General features: G+C 60.5%; 20 protein-coding genes. 9 read left to right on the top strand and 11 right to left on the bottom strand.

The window, feature by feature from the left end; genetic code table 11:
* Nucleotides 1-17 precede the first annotated feature (17 nt).
* Nucleotides 18-1,388, top strand: coding sequence for an MFS transporter (locus ACRRSD_RS20175; RefSeq protein ID WP_435034940.1), 1,371 nt, complete (start codon nt 18-20; stop codon nt 1,386-1,388).
* Nucleotides 1,385-1,783, top strand: a complete 399-nt coding sequence (locus ACRRSD_RS20170) for a DUF4440 domain-containing protein (RefSeq protein ID WP_435034939.1) — start codon at nt 1,385-1,387, stop codon at nt 1,781-1,783. Before ACRRSD_RS20175 ends, ACRRSD_RS20170 begins: the two co-directional genes overlap by 4 nt.
* Nucleotides 1,784-1,905: 122 nt before the next feature.
* Here the strand turns inward: ACRRSD_RS20170 and ACRRSD_RS20165 are convergent, their stop codons facing one another.
* The 4 genes from ACRRSD_RS20165 to ACRRSD_RS20150 form a co-directional block, all read right to left on the bottom strand.
* Complete coding sequence (locus ACRRSD_RS20165; protein ID WP_435034937.1) at nt 1,906-2,772, bottom strand: efflux RND transporter periplasmic adaptor subunit; 867 nt, start codon at nt 2,770-2,772, stop codon at nt 1,906-1,908.
* A gap of 10 nt (nt 2,773-2,782) precedes the next feature.
* Entirely contained in the window at nt 2,783-2,983 is a 201-nt protein-coding gene (locus tag ACRRSD_RS20160; RefSeq protein ID WP_007914106.1) for a DUF1656 domain-containing protein, read from the bottom strand.
* Entirely contained in the window at nt 2,973-5,165 is a 2,193-nt protein-coding gene (locus ACRRSD_RS20155; RefSeq protein ID WP_435034934.1) for an FUSC family protein, read from the bottom strand. Before ACRRSD_RS20155 ends, ACRRSD_RS20160 begins: the two co-directional genes overlap by 11 nt.
* A gap of 142 nt (nt 5,166-5,307) precedes the next feature.
* Nucleotides 5,308-6,807, bottom strand: coding sequence for an efflux transporter outer membrane subunit (locus tag ACRRSD_RS20150; RefSeq protein ID WP_435034932.1), 1,500 nt, complete (start codon nt 6,805-6,807; stop codon nt 5,308-5,310).
* Between the two features lie 280 nt (nt 6,808-7,087).
* Between ACRRSD_RS20150 and ACRRSD_RS20145 the strand changes: the two genes are divergently transcribed.
* The 4 genes from ACRRSD_RS20145 to ACRRSD_RS20130 all read left to right on the top strand — a co-directional run bounded on the left by ACRRSD_RS20145 (nt 7,088) and on the right by ACRRSD_RS20130 (nt 11,194).
* The gene (locus ACRRSD_RS20145; RefSeq protein ID WP_007914118.1) at nt 7,088-8,056 is read left to right on the top strand and encodes a LysR family transcriptional regulator; all 969 of its coding nucleotides are present in this window, start codon (nt 7,088-7,090) and stop codon (nt 8,054-8,056) included.
* Nucleotides 8,057-8,465: 409 nt separating this feature from the next.
* Complete coding sequence (locus tag ACRRSD_RS20140) at nt 8,466-8,840, top strand: DUF6124 family protein (protein WP_150749519.1); 375 nt, start codon at nt 8,466-8,468, stop codon at nt 8,838-8,840.
* Nucleotides 8,841-9,562: 722 nt separating this feature from the next.
* On the top strand, nt 9,563-10,537 hold the full coding sequence (locus tag ACRRSD_RS20135) for a 2-hydroxyacid dehydrogenase (RefSeq protein WP_435034929.1): 975 nt from the start codon (nt 9,563-9,565) through the stop codon (nt 10,535-10,537).
* Between the two features lie 147 nt (nt 10,538-10,684).
* Nucleotides 10,685-11,194, top strand: coding sequence for a DUF2165 family protein (locus ACRRSD_RS20130; RefSeq protein WP_435034927.1), 510 nt, complete (start codon nt 10,685-10,687; stop codon nt 11,192-11,194).
* Nucleotides 11,195-11,213: 19 nt separating this feature from the next.
* Here the strand turns inward: ACRRSD_RS20130 and ACRRSD_RS20125 are convergent, their stop codons facing one another.
* Nucleotides 11,214-12,116, bottom strand: coding sequence for a DMT family transporter (locus ACRRSD_RS20125; protein ID WP_435034925.1), 903 nt, complete (start codon nt 12,114-12,116; stop codon nt 11,214-11,216).
* A gap of 139 nt (nt 12,117-12,255) precedes the next feature.
* Here ACRRSD_RS20125 and ACRRSD_RS20120 point away from each other — a divergent pair, with 139 nt between their 5' ends.
* A complete protein-coding gene (locus ACRRSD_RS20120; protein ID WP_435034923.1) occupies nt 12,256-13,131 on the top strand; it encodes a helix-turn-helix domain-containing protein in 876 nt (291 codons plus the stop codon).
* Nucleotides 13,132-13,345: 214 nt separating this feature from the next.
* On the opposite strand, the gene ACRRSD_RS20115 is transcribed toward ACRRSD_RS20120, so the two are convergent.
* The 6 genes from ACRRSD_RS20115 to ACRRSD_RS20090 all read right to left on the bottom strand — a co-directional run bounded on the left by ACRRSD_RS20115 (nt 13,346) and on the right by ACRRSD_RS20090 (nt 19,765).
* Nucleotides 13,346-15,775, bottom strand: coding sequence for a TonB-dependent siderophore receptor (locus tag ACRRSD_RS20115; RefSeq protein ID WP_435034921.1), 2,430 nt, complete (start codon nt 15,773-15,775; stop codon nt 13,346-13,348).
* A gap of 221 nt (nt 15,776-15,996) precedes the next feature.
* Entirely contained in the window at nt 15,997-16,986 is a 990-nt protein-coding gene (locus ACRRSD_RS20110; protein WP_435034919.1) for a FecR family protein, read from the bottom strand.
* Nucleotides 16,983-17,549, bottom strand: a complete 567-nt coding sequence (locus tag ACRRSD_RS20105; RefSeq protein WP_435034917.1) for an RNA polymerase sigma factor — start codon at nt 17,547-17,549, stop codon at nt 16,983-16,985. The genes ACRRSD_RS20110 and ACRRSD_RS20105 overlap by 4 nt, the downstream gene beginning before the upstream one ends.
* Nucleotide 17,550: 1 nt before the next feature.
* Nucleotides 17,551-17,877 (bottom strand): DUF3325 domain-containing protein, encoded by a 327-nt coding sequence (locus tag ACRRSD_RS20100; RefSeq protein ID WP_435034915.1) that lies wholly within the window; start codon nt 17,875-17,877, stop codon nt 17,551-17,553.
* Nucleotides 17,877-19,463, bottom strand: a complete 1,587-nt coding sequence (locus ACRRSD_RS20095; protein ID WP_435034913.1) for a PepSY-associated TM helix domain-containing protein — start codon at nt 19,461-19,463, stop codon at nt 17,877-17,879. Before ACRRSD_RS20095 ends, ACRRSD_RS20100 begins: the two co-directional genes overlap by 1 nt.
* The gene (locus ACRRSD_RS20090; RefSeq protein ID WP_016986986.1) at nt 19,460-19,765 is read right to left on the bottom strand and encodes a DUF3649 domain-containing protein; all 306 of its coding nucleotides are present in this window, start codon (nt 19,763-19,765) and stop codon (nt 19,460-19,462) included. Before ACRRSD_RS20090 ends, ACRRSD_RS20095 begins: the two co-directional genes overlap by 4 nt.
* A gap of 188 nt (nt 19,766-19,953) precedes the next feature.
* On the opposite strand from ACRRSD_RS20090, the gene ACRRSD_RS20085 reads away from it, so the two are divergent.
* Both ACRRSD_RS20085 and ACRRSD_RS20080 read left to right on the top strand, forming a co-directional pair.
* The gene (locus tag ACRRSD_RS20085) at nt 19,954-20,442 is read left to right on the top strand and encodes a sigma-70 family RNA polymerase sigma factor (RefSeq protein WP_435034911.1); all 489 of its coding nucleotides are present in this window, start codon (nt 19,954-19,956) and stop codon (nt 20,440-20,442) included.
* A complete protein-coding gene (locus ACRRSD_RS20080; RefSeq protein WP_435034910.1) occupies nt 20,439-21,371 on the top strand; it encodes a DUF4880 domain-containing protein in 933 nt (310 codons plus the stop codon). The genes ACRRSD_RS20085 and ACRRSD_RS20080 overlap by 4 nt, the downstream gene beginning before the upstream one ends.
* Nucleotides 21,372-21,446: the final 75 nt, after the last annotated feature.

Below are 21,446 nucleotides of genomic sequence, written 5' to 3'. Positions count from 1 at the left end.
ATCACAGGGAAGCTGCCATGGCTTATCGCTCGAAAGTCGCGCTGGTGTATTTGTTGGGCTTCGCGCTCGACCTGCTGAACATGTTCGTCGCCAGCATCGCTTACCCCGACATCGCTCAACAACTGCACGCCTCGGTGACGCAACTGGCGTGGATCAGCAATGCCTACATGCTCGGCCTGACGCTGATCATTCCGCTCAGCGTGTGGCTGGCGACCCGGGTCGGTGAACGGCGACTGATCCTCGCTTCGCTGCTGTTGTTCGGGATCGGGTCTGCGCTGGTGGCGCAGGCGGGATCGATTGAAAGCCTGATTGCCTGGCGACTGCTGCAAGGCCTTGGCGGTGGACTGCTGTTGCCGGTGGGGCAAGCTCTGGCGTATCGACAGTTTCCGGCGACGCAACGCGCGCACTTCACCGGTGTGGTGTTGCTGGTGGCGCTGCTGGTCCCGGCACTGTCGCCGGCGGCCGGTGGGCTGATCGTTCAGGCGCTGTCGTGGCGCTGGATTTTCTATCTGAATCTGCCGATGACGCTGCTGGCGTTCGGGCTGGGCCTGCTCTGGCTGAAAGCCGATGAACCATTGAATGAGCGTCCGACGCTGGATGCCCGCGGTCTGCTGCTGGCCGCGTCGGCGCTAAGTCTATTGTTGATCGCCATCAGCTTGGTGAGCGACGCCAATACCCGCACCCGCGGCGTCGTTGTTCTGCTGCTGAGCCTTGTAACCCTAGGCATTTACTTGCGCGATGGCTGGCGCAAACCCGGCGCGATCCTCGACCTGCAACTGATCAAGAACCCGTCGTTGCGTCTGGCGATGTTGATCTACCTGTGCGTGCCGGGGGTGTTCACCGGCACCCACATGATTGCGGTGTTGTACCTGCACAACCTCGGCGTCGGTGCGGCGCAAACCGGAGCACTGATGCTGCCCTGGGCAATCGGTTCGGGCGTGGCGATCATGCTCGGCAAACGCTGCTTCAACCGCCTGGGCCCCAAACCATTGCTCAGCGCCGGCATGCTCCTGCAATGCCTGGGCATCGTTTTGCTGATGCGCATCGAACAACCCGCCAGCACGCCGCTGATCATCGCCTACGCCCTGATGGGTCTGGGCGGCAGCCTGTGCAGTGTCACCGCGCAGACCTTGGCCTTCGTTGGCATTGCAGCGGAAAAAATGGGCCACTCCAGTGCCCTGTGGAACATCAATCGCCAGCTCGGTTTTTGTCTCGCGGCGGCGCTGCTCAGCTCACTGTTGGGTGCGTTGGGTGGTAACGGTTTCAGTGCCTGCTTTATCGCCGCCGCGCTGCTGACCCTGTTGCCAATGGTCGCCGTCCTGCGTTTCGACTCGAGCCACGTGCTCGCGCTATTGAACCCACCTGCCCTTGAGGAAAAAACTGCATGAATGACGCCACGCCCTACCTGGACGAAGTGATCCAGGCGCACGAAGCCATCGAACGATGGTTTGCCGTAGAAGAAGATGACGCCGCGCTGCAGCGATTGCTGGCGCGCTTTTCACCGCGTTTCTCCATGGTGACGCCGTTGGGCCGAGCGCTGGATATCGATGCCTTGCGCCTGCTGTTCCAAGCCGCAGGGGGGCAGAAGAAAGGTTTCAGAATTCAGCTCAGTGAGTTACACGTGATTGCCCTGCATCAGCGCGGCGCGACCGTGAGTTACCGCGAGCAGCAGACCGACGCGAGCGGTGTGCACACGGATCGGCGCTCGACGGTGGTGTTTGAAAAACTCGAATCCGGACGGGTGTTCTGGTTGCATTTGCAGGAGACGTTTTGCGCTGAGTGATTGCGCGGTATTGGTCTGAAATACCGAGTCGCCCCCTATTCGCGAGCAGGCTCGCTCCCACATTTGAAATGCATGACCTCTGTGGGAGCGAGCCTGCTCGCGAATGGGGGCGACACGGTCTGTCAGTTGTCCACAGCGCTCTGATTCACCACCACGGTGCACGTAATCCCCGCCGCCAACAGAACACCTTCCGGCACTTCATCAATATGAATCCGCACCGGCACCCGCTGCGCCAGCCGCACCCAGTTGAAGGTCGGGTTCACATCGGCGATCAGCTCGCGGCTTTCCGGGTTGTCGCGGTCGTAGATGCCGCGGGAAATGCTTTCCACATGGCCCTTGAGCACTTCGCCGCTCATCAGTTGCATGTCGGCCTTGTCCCCTACTTTCACGTGGGGCAGTTTGGTCTCTTCGAAAAAGCCATAAACCCAGAACGAGTTCATATCGACCACGGCCATTTTCGCCTCGCCGATGCGCGCGTAATCACCGCGATGCACGTTGAGGTTGGTCACGTAACCGTCGACTGCCGCACGCACTTCGGTGCGTTTGAGATTGAGTTCAGCGGCTTCCAGTTGCGCCTGGGCGTGTTGATAATCGGCCAGTGCGGCGTCGGCGATGTTGCTGGCGTCGTCACGGTTTTCCTTGGAGATCACCAGATTGTCGAGGTCGGCGCGGCGATGGGCGTTGACCTTGCGCATCTCCCATGTCGATTTGCGCGAAGCGACCAGCGACTGCGCCTGTTTCACCGCGATACGGTAGTGCTCGGGGTCGATCTGCATGAGCAGATCACCCTTCTTCACTAACTGATTGTCGCGCACCGGCACGTCGACCACTTCACCGGTGACGTCGGCGGCGACGTTGATGATGTCGGCACGCACGCGACCGTCGCGGGTCCACGGTGTGTTCATGTAGTGCTGCCACAACGTGCGGCCGATCCACAACGCCATGGCCAGCACCAGCAGGGTCGCGAGCAGGCTGAAAAACTTTTTCATCAGAACGTTCTCAACGGTAGACAGTCAGCGCCATGGCGCCGAACAGACAGGTAAACAGACTCAGACGCAGCAGCGCCGGGTGCCAGAAAAAACGGTACAGATCGAACCCGGACAGGAACCGGTCCACCGCCCAGGCCAGTGCCGCAGCGATGAAAAACATCAGGGTCATGGTCGGCATGTACACGCCGTGGAAGGCGATTTCACGAGGCATGGGCAAGTCCTTCGGGCTTGGCGACGGCGTAGGCAGCGAGCGGTGATTGTGGGTCGAGCAGCGAAGTGCGGATGAAGTGCAGATAGCTCTTCACCCGCCGCAACGCCGAGGTGTCGAAATGCGGCGCGAACGGCTCATCTGTCGCCGCGACGCGGCTGATTGCGTGATCCACGGCGACCAGTGCGCGCTCGAGATTGCTGGAGTTCGGTTGCAGGAACAGTCGCACCAGCGCCCGGCCCATCACGCGGATCGCCTGACGCCACGGCTGCGATTCGACATACGCCGGGTGCACCGGCAGGATCGCCTGTTCCTTGCGCAACTCGATGATCGCGTGGCCGACTTCCAGGACCACGAACATCCAGCGCAGCAAGTTTTTTTGCACCTTCGGCTCACCGGCCGCGAGACCGTAGGCCTGATGCAGCAGATCGCGGGTGCGGCTCTCGAAACTCGACGCCAGGCCTTTGAGCTTTCCACTGATCGCATAGACCACTTGGCCGCGCAGATCCTGCTCCAGACGTTTCCACAACCAGCGGCTGTTCGGCGGCAGAATAATTGCCCCGGCGGCGGCACAGACCAGCATGCCCATGACCATGGCGATGTAGTCGTTGATGAAAGTGTAAGGGTTGTAGATGGTCAGGTTGTCCGGCACCGAACCGGTGCTGAAAAAGATCAGCAAACCGAGGCCGACTCCGGCGTATTGCGGCCGCGAGGTGAGGAACGAACCGAGCACAATCACTGGTGCGAGCATCACGCACAGCAGCGGGAAACCGTCTATCCACGGGAAGATGAAAAACATCTCGACGAAGCCGATCAGCGCGCCGAGGAAGGTTCCGCACGCCATCTGAAATGCCATGCGTTTCGGGTTCGGCGTGGCGGCGGAGAGACCGACGGTGGCGGCGGCGATCAGGGTCATCGTCGCGCCGCTTGGCCAGGCGGTGGCGACCCAGTAACTGCCCAGCACAACCAGAATGAACGAGGCGCGAATGCCCGACGCAGCGGCCGCCCACCAGTTGGTTTGCGGGGTGAACGGCTCGTCCCAGCGCTCGCGCTCGTGGCGATGATCGGCCAGCGAAGCGTGAGTCTGTGCATAACTGTGCAAATCATCGACAAAGCGATAGAGCAATTCGTACGCGGTGTGGAAATCCAGTTGTTCAGCGTCGCTCGGCCCGGTTTCCTGAAAGATTGCACGCAGGCTGCGCACGCGAGCCGGCAGGCCTTCCTTGTAGCTCGCCAGCGCGGTCGCCAAACGGGCGGCATCGGGGCTGGTCAGGGCGCGGCCGCTGAAACCATCGAGCACCTCGGCGAGATCCTGCAGGCCCGGTCTGATCGCCGCGACCACATGTTCTTCGCCATTGCCACGCAAGCGTTCGAGTAATTGATGCAGGGCGTTGAACCGGGTGGTGATGCCCATGAATTCGCTGTTCAAGCGGCTCAGGCGACCGTTGCGCCGACGCATGTGCGGGTCTTCGAATACGGTCACGCTGCGCAGCCCTTCCAGCCCCACGGCTTCAGCAATGAAACGCACGTTGCTCGCCTCGAAAGACTCGGCTTTGCTGCGTCCGCGCAGGCCATCGGTGACGAACAACGCAAACACGCCGAAGCGCTGATACAGGGCGTTGCGCATAGCGGCGCTGGCGGTTTGCGGCAGGATCGCGGCGCTGACCAGGGTCGAGCAGAGAATTCCCAGCGAGATTTCCAGCACCCGCCACACCGCCGCCATGAATGCGCCGTCCGGGTGCGCCAGTGCCGGCAGCCCGACCATCGCTGCGGTGTAACCGGCGAGGACAAAACCGTAGGCGCGGAAGTTGCGGCAACGTGCGGCACCGGCCGAGCAGATACCAACCCAGATCGCCAGCGAGCCGAGAAAGAGTTCGGTGTTCTGCGCGAACAATGCGATCAGCGTGACCATCATCGCTGAGCCGGCCAGCGTCCCGAGGAAGCGATAGAAACTCTTGGCAAACACCTGGCCGCTCTGCGGCTGCATGACGATAAACACAGTGATCATCGCGGTACGCGGTTGCGGTAATTCCAGGCGCATGGCCAGCCACAGCGTGAGGAATGCGGCGAGCAACACCTTGAAGATGTAGACCCAGGTCACGCCATCGCTGCGCGCCCAGTCGAAGAAACCACGGCGCCATTCCAGGGAGTAGAGCCAGCGCAGAGGTGCGGGCAAAGGAGTCATTGAATTGTGCTCAAAGAGATTCGGTCTGGTCGCAGAACCTGTGGGAGCGAGCCTGCTCGCGAATGCGTTTTCATATTCAACGTTGATGTCGACTGATAAACCGCTTTCGCGAGCAGGCTCGCTCCCACATTGGGTCGTGTGTTCAACGCAGGAGTGCCGGGGTTTTCGGTGCCTGGGTTTTCTCGGCCGACGGCACATCGTTGCCAGCGCCGAGGCCACCACCCAGCGCAGTCACCAATTCGGCATGCGCACTCAACCGCGCCGCCTGCACCTGCTGCTGCACCTGCTGCTGCTTGAACAGCAACGTCTGCGCATTGAGCACGTTGAGGTAATCGGTGAGGCCGCGCTGATAAGCGATCATCGCGATGTCATAAGTCTTCTGCGCCGTGGCCACCGACTCGGCGGCAAAACCTTGCTGCTTGTCCATCGACTCGCGGCGGATCAATTGGTCGGAGATATTCTTCAGCGCATTGACCAGTGTCTGGTTGTAATGCGCCACGGCAATGTCGTAGCCGGCGGAGGCTTCACCCAGCTCTGAGCGCAATCGGCCACCGTCAAAGATCGGCAGCGAGATCGCCGGGCCGACGTTGTAGTTGAGTTTTTTGCCAGTCAAAAACTCCAGCGCGCCACCACCGGTGGCCATGTAACCGAGGCTGCCGACCAGATCGACGTTGGGATAAAACCCGGCATGCGCGACATCAATCCCGCGCGCCTGCGCCGCCACTTGCCAGCGACTGGCAACCACGTCCGGACGCTGGCCGAGCAGTTCGGCGGGCAATGCCGACGGCAGTTTCAGCGCCGCACCGAGCGACAGGGTCGGGCGCTGCAACTGCGCCCCCGCCCCTGGACCTTTGCCGGCGAGTGCGGCGATCTGGTTGCGACTCAGGGCGATTTCTTCGTCCAGCGCATCGAGCTGACGATGGGTTTCCGGCAGCGGCGTTTCGGCCTGACTGACTTCGAAGTGCGTGCCGATGCCACCGTTCAGACGTTTTTGCGCCAGATCGAGAATCTGCTGTTGCTGTCTGAGCGTCGCCGCGACGATGTCGCGCTGGGCGTAATGCAACGACAGCTCGATGTAGGCGCGGACGATGTTGTTCTGCAATTCGAGCTGCGCCAACCGCGCCTCAGCGGCGCTCATGTGCGCCAGATCCACAGCGCGTTCGCTGGTATTGCTTTCGCGCCCCCAGAGGTCGAGCGCGTAGCTGAAACCGAGCGCGGCATTGTTGTCCCAGGTGGTGGTGTTGGCCAGCTCGCCGGGGCCGTAGAACTGGTCAGTCGGCCAGTTGTGGCGTTTGAGGGTCGACTCGCCATTGATCTGCAATGACTCGGCGGATTCGGCGACGCCGGCCATGGCTTTGGCTTGACGTAAACGCGCAGCGGCCATGGCCATGCTCGGGCTGCCTTGCACGGCGAGGTCGATCCAGCGATTGAGTTGCGGGTCGCCGTAGGCTTGCCACCATTGCGTGGTGGGCCAGTGGGCGTCACGGGCGGCGTGAGCAATGGCGTCGTCGGTGGCCAGTGTATTGGCCTCCATTGCCTTGCCCTGTGGGGCGATTCCGTCCGTTGAGATGCAGCCGCCAAGACCCAAAGTAAAAGCCAGAACACTGAGCGGCAAAAGCGCTCTGTTAATGCGACGCGGCACAGCTGCGAATTCCTGAGAAGAGGATAAGGCGGGGCTTGTTCTCTGTAGGAGCTGCCGCAGGCTGCGATCTTTTGATCTTGATTCCCTTAAAACAAAATCAAAAGATCGCAGCCTGCGGCAGCTCCTACAGGGATCGGCGCAATTCTATGGAACGCCCTGTACGGCGATAAGCTGGGATTTCTGTGAATCTTTGTTACGGTTAACGAGATAATCCCTTGGTCGGGGGTCTCAGCCCCTGAAACTTCGTGTCACAATTTGCCATCTCCCTTGAGAGCACCCCATGGACACTTTGCAAAACATGCGCGCCTTCAGTTGTGTCGCCGAAGCCGGCAGCTTCACCGCCGCCGCCGTGCAACTCGACACCACCACCGCCAACGTCTCGCGCGCGGTCTCCAACCTGGAAGCCCACCTGCAAACCCGCTTGCTCAACCGCACCACGCGGCGCATCGCCCTGACCGAGGCAGGCAAACGCTACCTGCTGCGCTGCGAGCAGATTCTGGCCTACGTCGAAGAGGCCGAAGCCGAGGCCAGCGACGCCCATGCGCGCCCGGCCGGGCAACTGAAAGTGCACACCATGACCGGCATCGGTCAGCATTTCGTCATCGACGCGATCGCCCGCTACCGCAAGACCCACCCCGACGTCACCTTCGACCTGACCCTGGCCAACCGCGTGCCGGACCTGCTCGACGAAGGCTACGACGTGTCCATCGTGCTCGCCAGCGAACTGCCGGACTCAGGCTTTGTTTCGCAACGGCTGGGCATCACCTACAGCATCGTCTGCGCCTCCCCCGCCTACGTGAAAGCCAACGGCGCCGCGCAAAAGCCCAGCGACCTGCTCAACCATGCCTGCCTGCGCCTGGTCAGTCCGGTGATCCCCCTGGAAAAATGGGCCTTCGACGGCCCGGAAGGCCAGGAAATGGTCACCATCAACAGCTCGCCATTTTTGGTGAACTCCGCCGACGCGATGAAAACCGCGATCACCAGTGGCATGGGCGTGGGCGTGCTGCCGGTGTATGCGGCGATCGAAGGCCTGCGCAACGGCACGCTGGTGCGGGTCATGCCGAACTACCGCTCGCAAGAGCTGAACCTGTATGCGATCTACCCGTCGCGGCAATATCTGGATGCGAAGATCAAGACGTGGGTCGAGTATCTGCGTGGGTCGTTGCCGGAAATTCTCGCGGCGCACCAGGCGGAATTGGCCGCCTACGAACTCAGCGGCAGCCTCGCCGGCGCGCGCGTCGCCAACTGATTTCAACACACCACGAAACCTGTGGGAGCTGCCGCAGGCTGCGATCTTTTGATCTTGATGTTTAAAAATCAACAGATCGCAGCCTACGGCAGCTCCTACATTGCGATGATTTCGCGGATGTTTCCGACAGGTTTTGCAGGTTGTCCGTCGGAAGTGCGCTGGCTAGGATTTGGGTGTCGCTGACGCATCAGTGACCGGGTCTGGAAAACCCGATTTCAACTACCAAAGCTCATGGCATACTGCGGCGCTTTTTAGCTCGCAATGTTATGGCGGCTGTGCGCGGGAGGCCCTAGGGCCTGCCGGTTTTGGTGAGTTGACCGGTTTTTCCAGTCCGCGCGCAGCTGCCACCCTTTCGCCTGGAAAACGAAAAGTGGCAGCTTCAACTCAACTTGCCACGAGTATGTTTCCTATGTTCAAACCAACGCCCAATCCGCCCGAAGCGGAGAACACCACCCCCTACGAATTCCCCGGCTCGAAGAAATTCCACGAAGCCGCCGACCGCGCCCTCGACCACTACCTCAAACCCAACGCCCTCACCCTGCGCTTCCACAAACCCAGCACCATGTTCCAGGTCGCCCCGGAACAGGACAGCGAAAGCCTGCTGGTCCACGCCTGCGAATCACTGGCCCAGGCCAGCCTGATGACCAGCGATATCGCCGCCTACATCGACCTGCCGCAACGGCGGACGATTCTGGCGATTCAGCAGATCATCATGCTCGCCGAACTGGCGGTGAATCGCGTGCTGGATAACCACGAAATCCCCCAATCCCCGGCACACAACTAAAAGCCCCTCACCCTAACCCTCTCCCGGAGGGAGAAGGGACTGACCGAGGTGTTTGGATGAGCTACACCGAAGTGAAATACCGGGTCGAACTCAGATTTTGAATCAGATCAAAAGCCCCTCACCCTAGCCCTCTCCCGGAGGGAGAGGGGACTGATCGAGGGGTTTGGAAGAGCTAGGCCGACGTGCGATACCGAGTCGAACTCAGACTGTGAAAAGCCCAAAAATCGACTCCCTCTCCCTCGGGAGAGGGCTGGGGTGAGGGGCAAACCCACCACAACCCCAAAGCCGAACACCCGCTCTTCACCACTCAACAGGATGAGCGTTAGCTCGGCTGCAGCTCTTGATCTGTAGGGCGACGTCGGAAGGCTGAGTGGAGGGATTGATCCGGGGGCGGGAGCGCAGCGACCGTTTGGCGCAGCCAAACACAGCGAGAGGAGGTGCAGCGAAGCAAACCGGAGACGCTGCGCCCGGATCGATCCCGCAGCGAAGGAACCCCGAGCCCCAGCGAGCGGGCCGCACGTAGGAGCAAGCCTTTTTGGTTACTTTTTCGGCGTCTGGAAAAAGTGACCCGCCGTAAGGGCGGAACCCTAAGCCGCCATCACCCAAAAAACGGATATACACCCAAAACCCCAAGAACATGGTCGGCCCAGAGGCCGCCAAGACAACCCCAAAACAAAAATGTTAGCTTGCTAGGTATCAAGCCCGAACAAGAGCCAAAAACGATGAAAAAGACTGTCCTGGCCTTCAGCCGCATCACCCCGCCCATGATCGAAAACCTGCAACAGGAATTCGACGTCATCGTCCCCAACCCAAAAGCCGGCGACATCAACGCCCAATTCAACGAAGCCCTGCCCCACGCCCACGGCCTCATCGGCGTCGGCCGCAAACTCGGCCAGGCCCAACTCGAAACCGCAACAAAACTCGAAGTGGTCTCAAGCGTCTCGGTCGGCTACGACAACTACGACCTCGACTACTTCAACCAACGCCGGATCATGCTCACCAACACCCCGGATGTGCTCACCGAAAGCACCGCCGACCTCGCCTTCGCCCTGATCATGAGCAGCGCCCGCCGCGTCGCCGAACTCGACGCCTGGACCAAGGCCGGCCAATGGCAAGCCAGCGTCGGCGCCCCGCTGTTCGGCTGCGACGTGCACGGTAAAACCCTCGGCATCGTCGGCATGGGCAACATCGGCGCCGCCGTCGCCCGCCGAGGCCGCTTCGGTTTCAACATGCCGATCATCTACAGCGGCAACAGCCGCAAGACCGACCTGGAACAAGAACTCGGCGCGCAATTTCGCAGCCTCGATCAACTGCTCGCCGAGGCCGATTTCGTCTGCCTGGTGGTGCCGCTCAGCGACAAGACCCGCCACCTGATCAGCCATCGCGAACTGGCCCTGATGAAACCCGACGCCATCCTGGTGAACATCTCTCGTGGCCCGGTGGTCGATGAACCGGCCCTGATCGAAGCCCTGCAAAACAAGCGCATTCGTGGTGCCGGTCTCGACGTTTACGAAAAAGAACCGCTGGCCGAATCGCCGCTGTTCCAGTTGAGTAACGCCGTGACCCTGCCGCACATCGGCTCGGCGACGAATGAAACCCGCGAAGCCATGGCCAATCGTGCGCTGGCCAATCTGCGCAGCGCCTTGCTCGGCGAACGCCCGCAGGATCTGGTCAACCCGCAAGTCTGGCGCGGATAAGAAAGTACGGGTAAGTGCGCTATCGCACTTGCCCGTTAGTTATGCCTTACACAACTTGAAATTGAACAAAAAAGCCAATCAAACAACAGCATTATAAGCTCTGCCTGCCTGTCGAATAATCGACAAACGCTATGGAGAGCCAATACCTTGAATGCCCTGACAACCGACAAACTTATCCGCTACAGCAAAGTTATTTTGATGGCTTACATCAGCTTCTTTGGACTGTTGGTGATGATCCATAACTTCACCGACTATGATTCAAACTACACCTACGTGGCGCATATCCTGAGCATGGACACCACCACTGCCAGCGAAACAATCAAGTATCGAGCTATTGATTCGCCGATGATTCACCACCGGATCTACTGGTTCATCATCACCCTGGAAGTCACCTATACGGTACTGTGCCTGATGGGCACCTATCAGTTGTTGCGTCATATCAATGCCCCTGCCGAGGTATTCCATGAAGCAAAGAAGTTCTCGATCATGGGCATACTCGCAGCCATTTTCATTTATTACGTTTGCCTGCAAACCGTGGGTGTGGAATGGTTTGACATGGACACTTCGCAATCATGGAATGCCAAGGATTGGGCGCGACATATCGTTGACTTCATCTTCCCGGTGATGATTTACATCACATTGAAAGTCGAGCGCTGAAGTTCAGCGCTCGTTTATTTCAAGCCAACTTTCCCTGTGCCGGCGCCACCATCGTTTTCGGCTTACGAAACACCAGTACATTGCCCAGCATCACTAACACCAGTCCGACCAGCGCCGGCGCTGTCCATTGGTAACCTTCAGCAAACGCCGAGACATTCAAGGCCACCACTGGGAACAGCACCGTGCAATAAGCCGCGCGCTCCGGCCCCATGCGCCCGACCAGCGTCAGATACGCGGTAAAGCCAATGACCGAACCCGGGATCACCAAATACAGCAATGCACCGACATAACGCGGGCTCCAATCCATATCGAATGGAATGCCTTTGACCAGGCACCACACCGACAGCATCGCCGCGCCATAGGCCATGCCCCAGGCGTTGGTAGTCAGCGGCTTGAGACCGGCCTTCTGCTGCAGACTCGAGAGCATGTTGCCCGCCGAGAAACACAAGGTGCCGCACAACGCCAGACCGAGGCCGAGCAAGGTTTGCGGACTAGCCTGATGCCCGGCCAGTTCCGGCCAGAACAACATGCCCAGGCCGAACAACCCAAGTGCACCGCCCATCAGCACATTGCGCGCGATGCGCTGGCCAAAGAACATCCGCGCATTCAGCGCGTTCCACAGCGTTGCGGTGGAGAACACCACCGCGACCAGGCCACTGGGAATCCACTGACTGGCGGTCAGAAAGCACATGAAGTTGACGCAGAACAGGCACAAGCCTTGAGCCACGCAGATCAGATGCCCCCGGCGGTTCATCGGTTGCAGACGCCGGCTGAGCAGCAACAACGCAAACAGCACCAGTGCGGCAAGGCCGAAGCGATAGACAATCGACACCGGAATCGCCACCACGCCCAGTTGCCATTTCAGGGCAATCCACGTGGTGCCCCAGATCAGCACGGTCAGCAAGTACAACGACAGGTTCATGGCACACACTCCTCGATAGGCCTTGAGTGTCTGCCCGGGCCCGGTGTGTGCGCTTGCAGAATCTTGCGCTTTTGTCTGGCGGCAGGCTGGCAGCGCGGCGCCTACGGAGTAGGATGCAAGGCGTTGAAGAGAACCGACTATGGCCGCCATCGATACCCTGCAAGTCTTTCAAGCGTTAAACAGCTCGCCGAACGCAAGCCTTGTGCACAGCGCCGAGCTCGGCGACGGCTTGTCTGCCGCTTTGTGGACCAACCACCACGATGCGCAGGATTACGAAGCGCCGAGCCACCACACCCTGTCCTGCTACATCGCCGGTGGCACCGGCACATTCCGGCGCGATCAACCCGGTCAGAAAGGCGGGCCGGACAAGCTGTGCATCCTGCCGGCCGATCATGAATCGGGCTGGGTGATCAACGGCGATATTCGTCTCGCGCACCTGTATTTCAGCGCTGAACAATTCGCCCTTGGCTGCATCACTCTGCTTGATCGCGAACCCCGAGAGATGCAATTGCGCGAGCAGACTTTTCTGGAAGATCCACAACAGGCGCAGCGTTTTCGGCAATTGCTGACGCTGAACTGGGACGAGCCTGCTGAACGTCTGCTGACCAGCAGCCTCGCCCATGAACTGATCAGCCACACTTTGCTCAGCCAGGTCGGCGCGCGTCAGGGTTTGCGTTTGAAGGGCGGACTGGCGCCTCACCAGCGCCGACAACTGGTGGAGTTCATCGACAACCAGTTGGCCGAACCGATCAGTCTGGGACAACTGGCCGGGTTGTGTGCGCTGTCGGAATACCACTTTGCGCGGATGTTTCGCACCAGTTTCGGCCTGCCGCCACATCAATATGTGCTGGCGCGGCGCTTGAGCCGGGCACGGGAGTTGTTGCGCGGTACGGTGTTGCCGTTGGGTGAGATCGCGCTGGCGTGCGGGTTTGCCAGCGCGAGTCATTTCACTAATCGGTTCAAGCAGGTTCTGGGCGGGACGCCGGGCGAGTATCGGCAGGCGTTTTTGCGTTAAGCCCTTTTTCCCTCACCCCAGCCCTCTCCCAGAGGGAGAGGGGGCCGATTGGGGGATGCTCAAGCTTTACACCGACCTGAAAGTACCTTTCTGAATCCATAATCGACTCGATGTTTCAGGTCGACGTATCGCGCAATACACCTCGGTCAGTCCCCTCTCCCCCCGGGAGAGGGTTAGGCGGGCGGCGTTCCGATGAGGGGCTTTTGATCTTGCCTTAAAACTCCAAAGTGCTCGACAGCGATACCTGCCGCGCATCCCCCATCGACACAAAGAACCGGCTCGCCGCCGAGGTGTAATACGTGCGATCAAACAGGTTCTTCACATTGAGCTGAAACTTGACCTTCTGCCCTTCGACCCGAGTGTCGTAAGTGGCAAACGCATCCGCCACGGTATAGCTCGGCAGATCAAAATCATTCACCGCGTTACCCGCACGCTCACCGACATACCGCGCCCCGGCACCGACGCGCAACTGGTCGCCACCGATCACGCTGCCGAAGTCATACACCGCCGACAACGAACCGGAATTCTTTGCCACGTTTTGCAGGCGCTTGCCTTTGTACTCCGGGTCTTCGGTCACTTCGGCATCGGTGTAGGCGTAGCTGCCGATCATGCTCCAGTGGTCCGTCAGTTGACCCGTGAGGTCCATTTCCAGACCGCGCGAACGCACCTCACCGGCGGCGCTGTAAATCGTCGTCGGGCCTTCGGAATTGGCCACCAGCACGTTGCGTTTCTTGATGTCGAACAACGCGATGTTGCCGGTGACACGCCCCGGCATATCCAGGCGCGTACCCAGCTCCCATGACTTGGCTTCTTCCGGTGCGATGCTGCCGTCAAGCACGGTGCTGCTGCCGCTCAGCGGGGCGATCGTCGAGTTGGGCTTGAACGATTCGGTGTAGCTGCCGTAGAACGACAAGGCATCAGTGTAGCGATACACCAGACCGGCGCGCGGCACCCACTTCTGCCCGTTGCTGTCGGTGTTGGCCTTGAACGGCACGCCTTTGCCGGCGTACTGGTCGTACTCCTGGAAGCGTCCGCCGGCGACCAGAATCCACTGGTCATTGAGGTGAATCGAGTCCTGCATGAACACCGAATCGCTGCGCAGTTCATCAGTCTGCGCGCTGTCGGGGGCGCTGACGGTCGTGCCGGCGACTTCACGACCGTACACCGGATTGAGGTAACTGAACGTGGTCAGGCTTTTCTGCCGGATCAAGTCCTCGCGGTAGATCTTGCGGTACTCGTCATCAACACCGAACACCAGATCATGCTGCATGCCCAGCACGTTGACTTTGCCTTCAAGACTGGCGGTGGTGAAACGGTCAGTGCTGATCGCGTTCTGGGTGCCGTCCATGCTGCGGGTCAGCGTGCCCTTTTTGGTGTCGATGGCGGTCACGCGAACCTGGCTGGCGTCGTAGGTCTCGCGGTTCCAGCTGTAACCGAAGTGGGCTTTCCAGTCATCGTTGAGGTCGTGGTCGGCTTCAAAATGATAGAGGTCGGAGCGGCCTTCCATGTTGTTGAACGGCTCGTCGAGGCGTTCTTTGCGCGAGATATCCAGCGGGTGATTGGTGCGTGGATCGATCAGCGTGCCACGGTCGAACGGCGTGAGAAATTCGCGGTGCTCGTAGGCGAACAACAGCTTGGTGCTTTCGCCGAACCAGGCCAGCGACGGCGCAATCAGGGTTTCGCGGTGGGTGCCGAAGTTGCGCCAGTAATCTTCGTCTTCATGGTCGAGCACCATCCGGTAGGCCAGCCCGGAGTCGCCCAGCGGGCCAGTGCTGTCGAGGGTGCCGCCGCTGCCGTTCTTGCCGTCGCCGTAGGTCGAGCCGCGCAGGGTCAACGCATTGTATTGGGTGAGTTCCGGCTTCTTGCTGACCAGGTTGACCACGCCGCCCGGGTCCTGAATGCCATAAAGCAACGAGGCCGGGCCTTTGAGCACTTCGACGCGATCGACGGTGGCGTTCATGCCGCGCCCCTGCACGATCGGCATGCCGTCACGCATGATCGAGCCGTTGCGGTTGTCACCGAAACCGCGGGTCATCACCGAATCCTGAGTGCTGCCCAAGGTGTTGCCCTGGGTGATGCCGCTGACATTGGCCAGCGCGTCATCCAGATTGCGCGGTGCCTGATCGCGGATGACCTGTGCGGGGATGACGTTGACGGTCTGCGGGACTTCCTGCAACGACGCCGAAGAACGCATCACCGAACTGGTTTCCGGCGGCTGGTAGCTCATCGACTCGTCGCGCATCGAGGTGATGGTCGTGGCACCAAGGTTCAACGCGCCTTCGGTGGGTTTGGGCTCCAGCGCCAGCGTGTGGCTATCGGTGCGGCGGAAGTTCAGGCCAGAGCCACTGAGCAAGCGTTGCAGCGCTTGTTCGGCACTCATCTGGCCATTGACGGCCGGCGCGGTGAGGCCGTATGGCGCTTCGTCGGTGTAGACCACGCTTTGCCCGGTAACGCGGCTGAAGTCGCTCAAGGCTTGCGGCAGCGGTTTGGCGGCCAGGGAAAAATTGAACTGTTTTTGCGCCGGGCTGCTGATGGTTTCAGCGGCCAGCGCCACGCTCAGCGGCAACAGTGCCAGTGCCGAAAAACTCAATGCCGAAACGCCCAACCACTGTTTGACCGAACCCGATTTTGCCCTGGACTTCATGACTCAATGACCTGTGTAGAACCGCAACGGATGCGAATGACTCGCAGTTTCAGTCACTACACGGATGGGGCTCGGGTTTACCTCACCACAAATTTGAAAATAATTTTGGAGGTGTGTTGTTGCGGCCGACGCCTTCGCGAGCAAGCTCGCTCCCACAGGGGTTTTGTGTCGATCACAGATCCAATGTGGGAGCGAGCTTGCTCGCGAAGAGGTCATCAGCCCTAACGCAAAATAATCAAATGCCCCAACACCTGATGTTGCTCAAACCCCATCACCCCTTGCAGGGAGCTGAGCACCGCCTGCGGATCCCTGCTCGGAAAACTGCCACTGACCTTGCGCGCCGCCAGCTCATCGTTGAGCAACACAATCCGCCCCGGGTAGTAACGGCGCAGATCCTCGACCACATCGGCCAGCGTCGATTTGTAGTAAGTCAGCCAGCCCTGACGCCAGGCCAGTTGCGCCTCACTGTCCACCGCATGCAGTTTCTCCGCCGCTCCGTCACCGTAAGCAACCTGCTGGCCGGCTGTGAGAATCTGCTGTTCGCCACCATGCTCCGCGGTCACGCCGACGCGTCCGGACAGAACCGTGACCTGCGCGCCATGCGGTTGCAGTCGCACTTCGAATTGCGTCCCGAGCACCCGCGCCTGACCTTTCTCGGCCTCGACCACAAAAGGCTCGCCGGTGTGCGTAACCGTGAAAAATCCGGCACCGCGACGCAACTGGACATGCCGCTCGCCACGGCTGAAATCCACGGCAATCGCACTGTCAGCATCCAGCGTTACTTGCGATTGATCAGCCAGGGTCACGGTGCGTATTTCACCCGGCGCCGAAACGTAATCCGCACCCAGATCATCGATCCAGCGCTGCGGCTGCCAGCCGGTGCCAAGGCTGACCATCAGTAACAGGCACGCGGCCATCGCCAGCGCGCCCGACCAGCGCAACAACTGAGGACGACGCGGACGATCCATCGCATCGAGATAACCCTGCAATGCCACAGCCTCTTCATCGGCCAGCGTGCGCGCCGGGCCTTCACTCAGTTCCCAGAGCACCTGCGCCTGCGCATAAGCCTCGGCGTGAGCAGGATCGGCACGCAGCCATTGGCTGAATGTAAGTTGATCGCCAGCGCTTGGACGATCATGCAACAGGCTCAGCCAGGCAAACGCGGCCTGCTCCTGAGCAAGCGTCGGGGTGACGGAATCGGATGGCTTCACGGTGCTTTCCCTGGCAGGCGTGGCGCGGGTTCGCGCAGGCTGGCCTTGCAGGCCTCGAGGGCGCGCATCATATGTTTTTCCACGGCACTTTGGGACAGGCCCATGGCTTTGGCGATTTCCGCGTACTTGCGGCCGTGGATGCGATTGAGCAAAAAAATCTGCCGGGTGCGCTCGGGCAAGGCGCGCAACGCCGCTTCGACATGCTTCAGATCATTACCCGCTTCCAGCGCCGCTTGCGGTTCGCTGCCGTGACTGTCCGGCGCGTCCGGTTGCCAGCCTTCGTTGACGCGCGTGCGTGTGCCTTCACTGCGCAGATGGTCGATGGCGATGTTGCCGGCGCAGCGCAAAAGATAGGTGCTGAGTTCTTCGACCTGCACCAGCGGCCGCCGCCAGAAACGCAGAAACAGATCCTGTACCAGATCCGCCGCCGTCGCCCGACAACCGACGCGACGGTTCACCAGCGCCTCCATTTGCGAACGCTGGGACAGGAACACCTGCAGAAAATGCGCGCGCGCGCCTCGCGGCTCGTCGTCGCGGGATTCCGGTGGCAGACCAATCAGCACTTCAGCACTGCGCCCATGCGGCGACCGGGCTGGCCAACAGGCTGGCCGCGGCCAGCGCCAACGCCAGACGCGGGCGATACGGCAGCAGCAATACCAACGCCAGGGCGCTGAGCATCAGCACGGCGAACCAGTCGACCAGACCGAAACTCCAGCCGTTCGCCGAGACGGCGGCCCACAGCGACAGACTCAGCAGTAACCAACCGGCCAAGGTCAGCCCCTGACGGCGACGCGTGGACGGTTTGTGGCCGAGCAATTCATCGTGGTGACGAGGCATCGACAGGCACAACGCGGTGAATCCGGCGTAGGTGAGCAACAGGGCCAGCAGCATCAGTTTGTCCCTTGCTCAAGCATGATCGGCAGGGTCTTTTCGCGTGGTGTTTTTTTCACCCTGACTGTGCTGCCGGCGCGCCGCATTTTCCACGCGGCCCAAGCCAGAAACAGACCTGTGGCGAGGCAGGTCAAATCAAAACCGGCCAACGCCCAGTCACCCTGTATCAACGCGACGCCGAGATTCCAAGGGGTGGTCAGCGCATTGATCAGCGGCACCGCGACAAACAGCGCAGCACCGAAAACAAGCTGTTCAACCCAGGCTTTGCGCCCCGGTCGTAACATCGCGTGCAGCACGCTCAAGCCCCAAGCCATGAAGAACGCGTTCACCTCCCAATCTGCACGTTCGGCAAAGCTAACCGGCAACAGACGATTGGCCAGGAAGAACACCGCCACCGCAGACACCAGTCCGGCCATGCTGGCGATGTTCAGTACTTCCACCAGCCGCAATTCGAACGGCATCACGCCGCTCTTGGCATGTTTGAGCTGACGCTTGCCGAGCCAGATGACCAGCCCGGTGCCGATCATCGCGGTGCCGGCCAGCCCACAGATGAAATACAGCCAGCGCAGCACCGGCCCGGCGAAGTGGCCCATGTGCAAACCGTAGAACGCGCCCCCCACTGCCATCGCCAACGGCTGTTCCGGTGTGCTGCCGAGCATCTGCCCGCTCACACCGTTGAAGGTCACGGCGCGGCCGAAATCATGCACTACACGGTCGCCAGCACGGGACAGCACTACCGTCGCATTGGCATCGCCCGGATTGCTCACCGACAGGCGCGCCGTGTGGCCGCCCGACCATTGCTCGCTAGCCTTGTTCAACAGCGGTGCCATGGCCGCCAACGGTGCCGCGATGTCGGCGCGTTCCGGGGTCTTCGACGCCGGGAAAACTTCGTCATAGAACTTGCGTACGTCACTGCCGTAAGACGCAACGATGCTCGCCGGCATGACCATCGACATGAAAATCACCAGGCTGCTGTAAGTGATCATCAGGTGAAACGGCAACACCAGCACACCCACCGCGTTATGCCCGTCGAGCCACGAACGCTGGCCCTTGCGCGGGCGGAAAGTGAAGAAGTCCTTGAAGATTTTCTTGTGGGTGATGATCCCGGTGATCAACGCGACGAACATCACCATCGCGGCAATGGTCGATAGCCAACGGCCCCATGGGTAAGGCATTTGCAGTTGAAAGTGGAAACGGTAAAAGAACTCGCCGCCCATGCTGTCGCGGCCCTGCACTTCAGCGCCGGTTTGCGCGTCGAGGGTTTTCGCTTCGAACCGCCCGCGCTCGCCGGGTTTCGCCGGTGCTTGCTGCCAGCGCACGGTGAGGCCGGGATCACGCGCATCGGGCAAATCGATCAGCCAGCGTGAGGCGCCGGCCGCGTGTTGCTGCAAATAGTTCTGGGCCAGCGTCAGGCTGGTCTCGGCACTCACCGAACGCGCGGGGATTTCCGGCTGCATCCAGTGGCTGATTTCATCCTTGAAATAGGCCAATGTCCCGGTCAGAAAAATCGCGAACAGCAACCAGCCGAACAGCAGTCCGGTCCAGGTGTGCAGCCAGGCCATCGCCTGACGAAAACCCTCTTTCATGCCAGACCCAATCCACGCGCCGCGCCGGAAATGGTCGCCAGAATCACACTCGGCACCAGCAAACCGACCCAGGCCGACCAAGCCGTACGGCAGGCAAAGCACCAGAGCACGGCCACCAGATAGACCAGAAAGGAAATGGTCATGCCGGTCACCACCGCTTCGGCACGGCTCAACGGCAGCCACAGCGTCAGCGTGACACTGGCCAGCGCCGCGACCAGATAGCCGCCAAACACCGCCGCCAGCACCCGAGAAGTGACGGCCAGACGATAGGACATGGGAAGTGTGGCGAGTTTGCCTTTCATGTTTCGACCCTGAAACGAAAAACGTCCGGCCGATCAGCCGAACCTACAGGCGAGCAATATTAATGATAAATATTCTCATACGCAAAAGCATCTGATTGCCGGTGGAGTACCTCGACCACTACAATGCGAACAGTTCTTGTTCTCTAACGTACTCTCTACCGCGTCAAGAAAGCGCCCGGAGTCCACCGTTGTCGTCCGCCCATCCCGTCGAATCGCTCTATCAGGCCCACCACAGCTGGCTGACCGGCTGGCTGCGGCGCAAGCTCGGCTGCCCGGACAACGCGGCGGATCTGGCGCAGGACACCTTCATCAAGGTGCTGACCGCCCGCGAACCGCCGGTGATCATCGAGCCGCGCGCCTTTCTGACGACGTTGGCCAAGCGCGTTCTGTTCAATCATTACCGCCGTCAGGATCTGGAACGCGCTTACCTCGATACCCTGTCGCAGATGCCGGAAATGGTTGCACCGTCGGAAGAAGACAAAGCGATCATCCTGCAAACCCTGATGGAACTGGATGAGTTGCTCGACGGTTTGCCGCGCCAGGTCAAACGCGCCTTTTTGCTGGCGCAGGTCGATGGCCTGACGTATCCACAGATTGCCGCCGAACTGGGCATTTCCGTGGCCACAGTTAAACGGCATTTGAACAAAGCAGCGATGCGCTGCTACTTCGCCCTATGAACCGCGCGCCGGATTTTTCCTCCCAGGTTGCCGAGCAGGCGGTGCACTGGCTGATGGAAATGCAGCAGGGCACGCTCACTCCACGCCAGCAACAGGCTTGGCAACAGTGGCTGGAGGCGCACAGTGAGCACCGCCGCGCGTGGGAGCATATTCAGCGGGTCAACCAGCGCTTGCGCGGTGTGTCTTCGCCGCTGGTACACGCGGCGTTGAACGGACCGAAGTCCGGCAGTCGTCGTCAGGCACTCAAGCTGCTGCTGATTCTCGGCGCCGGCTCGGCTGTCACTTGGGGCATGCGCGAGCACAATCCGCTACCGTCGCTGCTTGCCGACTACCGCAGCCCGATCGGGCAACGGCGCAAGGTGGCGCTTGGTGCCGGCGATCAGTTGCAGCTCAACACAGCCAGTGCCGCCGATGTGGATGTCTCGGCGCGACTGATTCGCTTGCTCGAAGGCGAAATCCTCCTGACTGCCGCGCAATCTTTCGAAGTGCGCACCGCTCAGGGCATTCTTGAAACTCACGGTGCACGTCTCAATGTGCGTCAGTTTGCCGATCGCACGCAGGTTGCGCTGTTTGACGGCCGCGTCGAACTGAGCAGCAATGGACGCGCGCCGATGCTGCTGCCGCTTGCACGGCAACTGAGTTTCACCTCGAAATCCATCAGCGAAGCCAAACCGCTGGATGCCAACAGCGGCGCCTGGGCCGACGGCATGCTGGTGGCCGCGCACATGCGTCTGGGCGACTTCCTCGATGAGCTCGGTCGCTATCGTCGCGGCCAGCTCAATTGCGCCAAGAGCGTCGCCGACCTGTTGATCTCCGGGACGTATCCACTGGACGACAGCGAGCGGATTCTCGACCTGCTGGAAATCAGTTTGCCGGTGAAGGTGAAGCGCTTTACCCGCTACTGGGTGACCGTCGAAGCGCGGGTTTAAAAATCTCAAAAATAAATGAGCCGTTTTTCAGATCTGGCGTGACAGAGAAGGAAAGCCCCCTTGATTCAACCTTCT

This window comes from Pseudomonas neuropathica, from assembly GCF_051174785.1.
Taxonomy (GTDB): Bacteria; Pseudomonadota; Gammaproteobacteria; order Pseudomonadales; family Pseudomonadaceae; genus Aquipseudomonas; species Aquipseudomonas neuropathica_A.
Note: the sequence above shows the minus strand (reverse complement) of the source record. Positions and strands in the feature narration are given on the sequence as shown.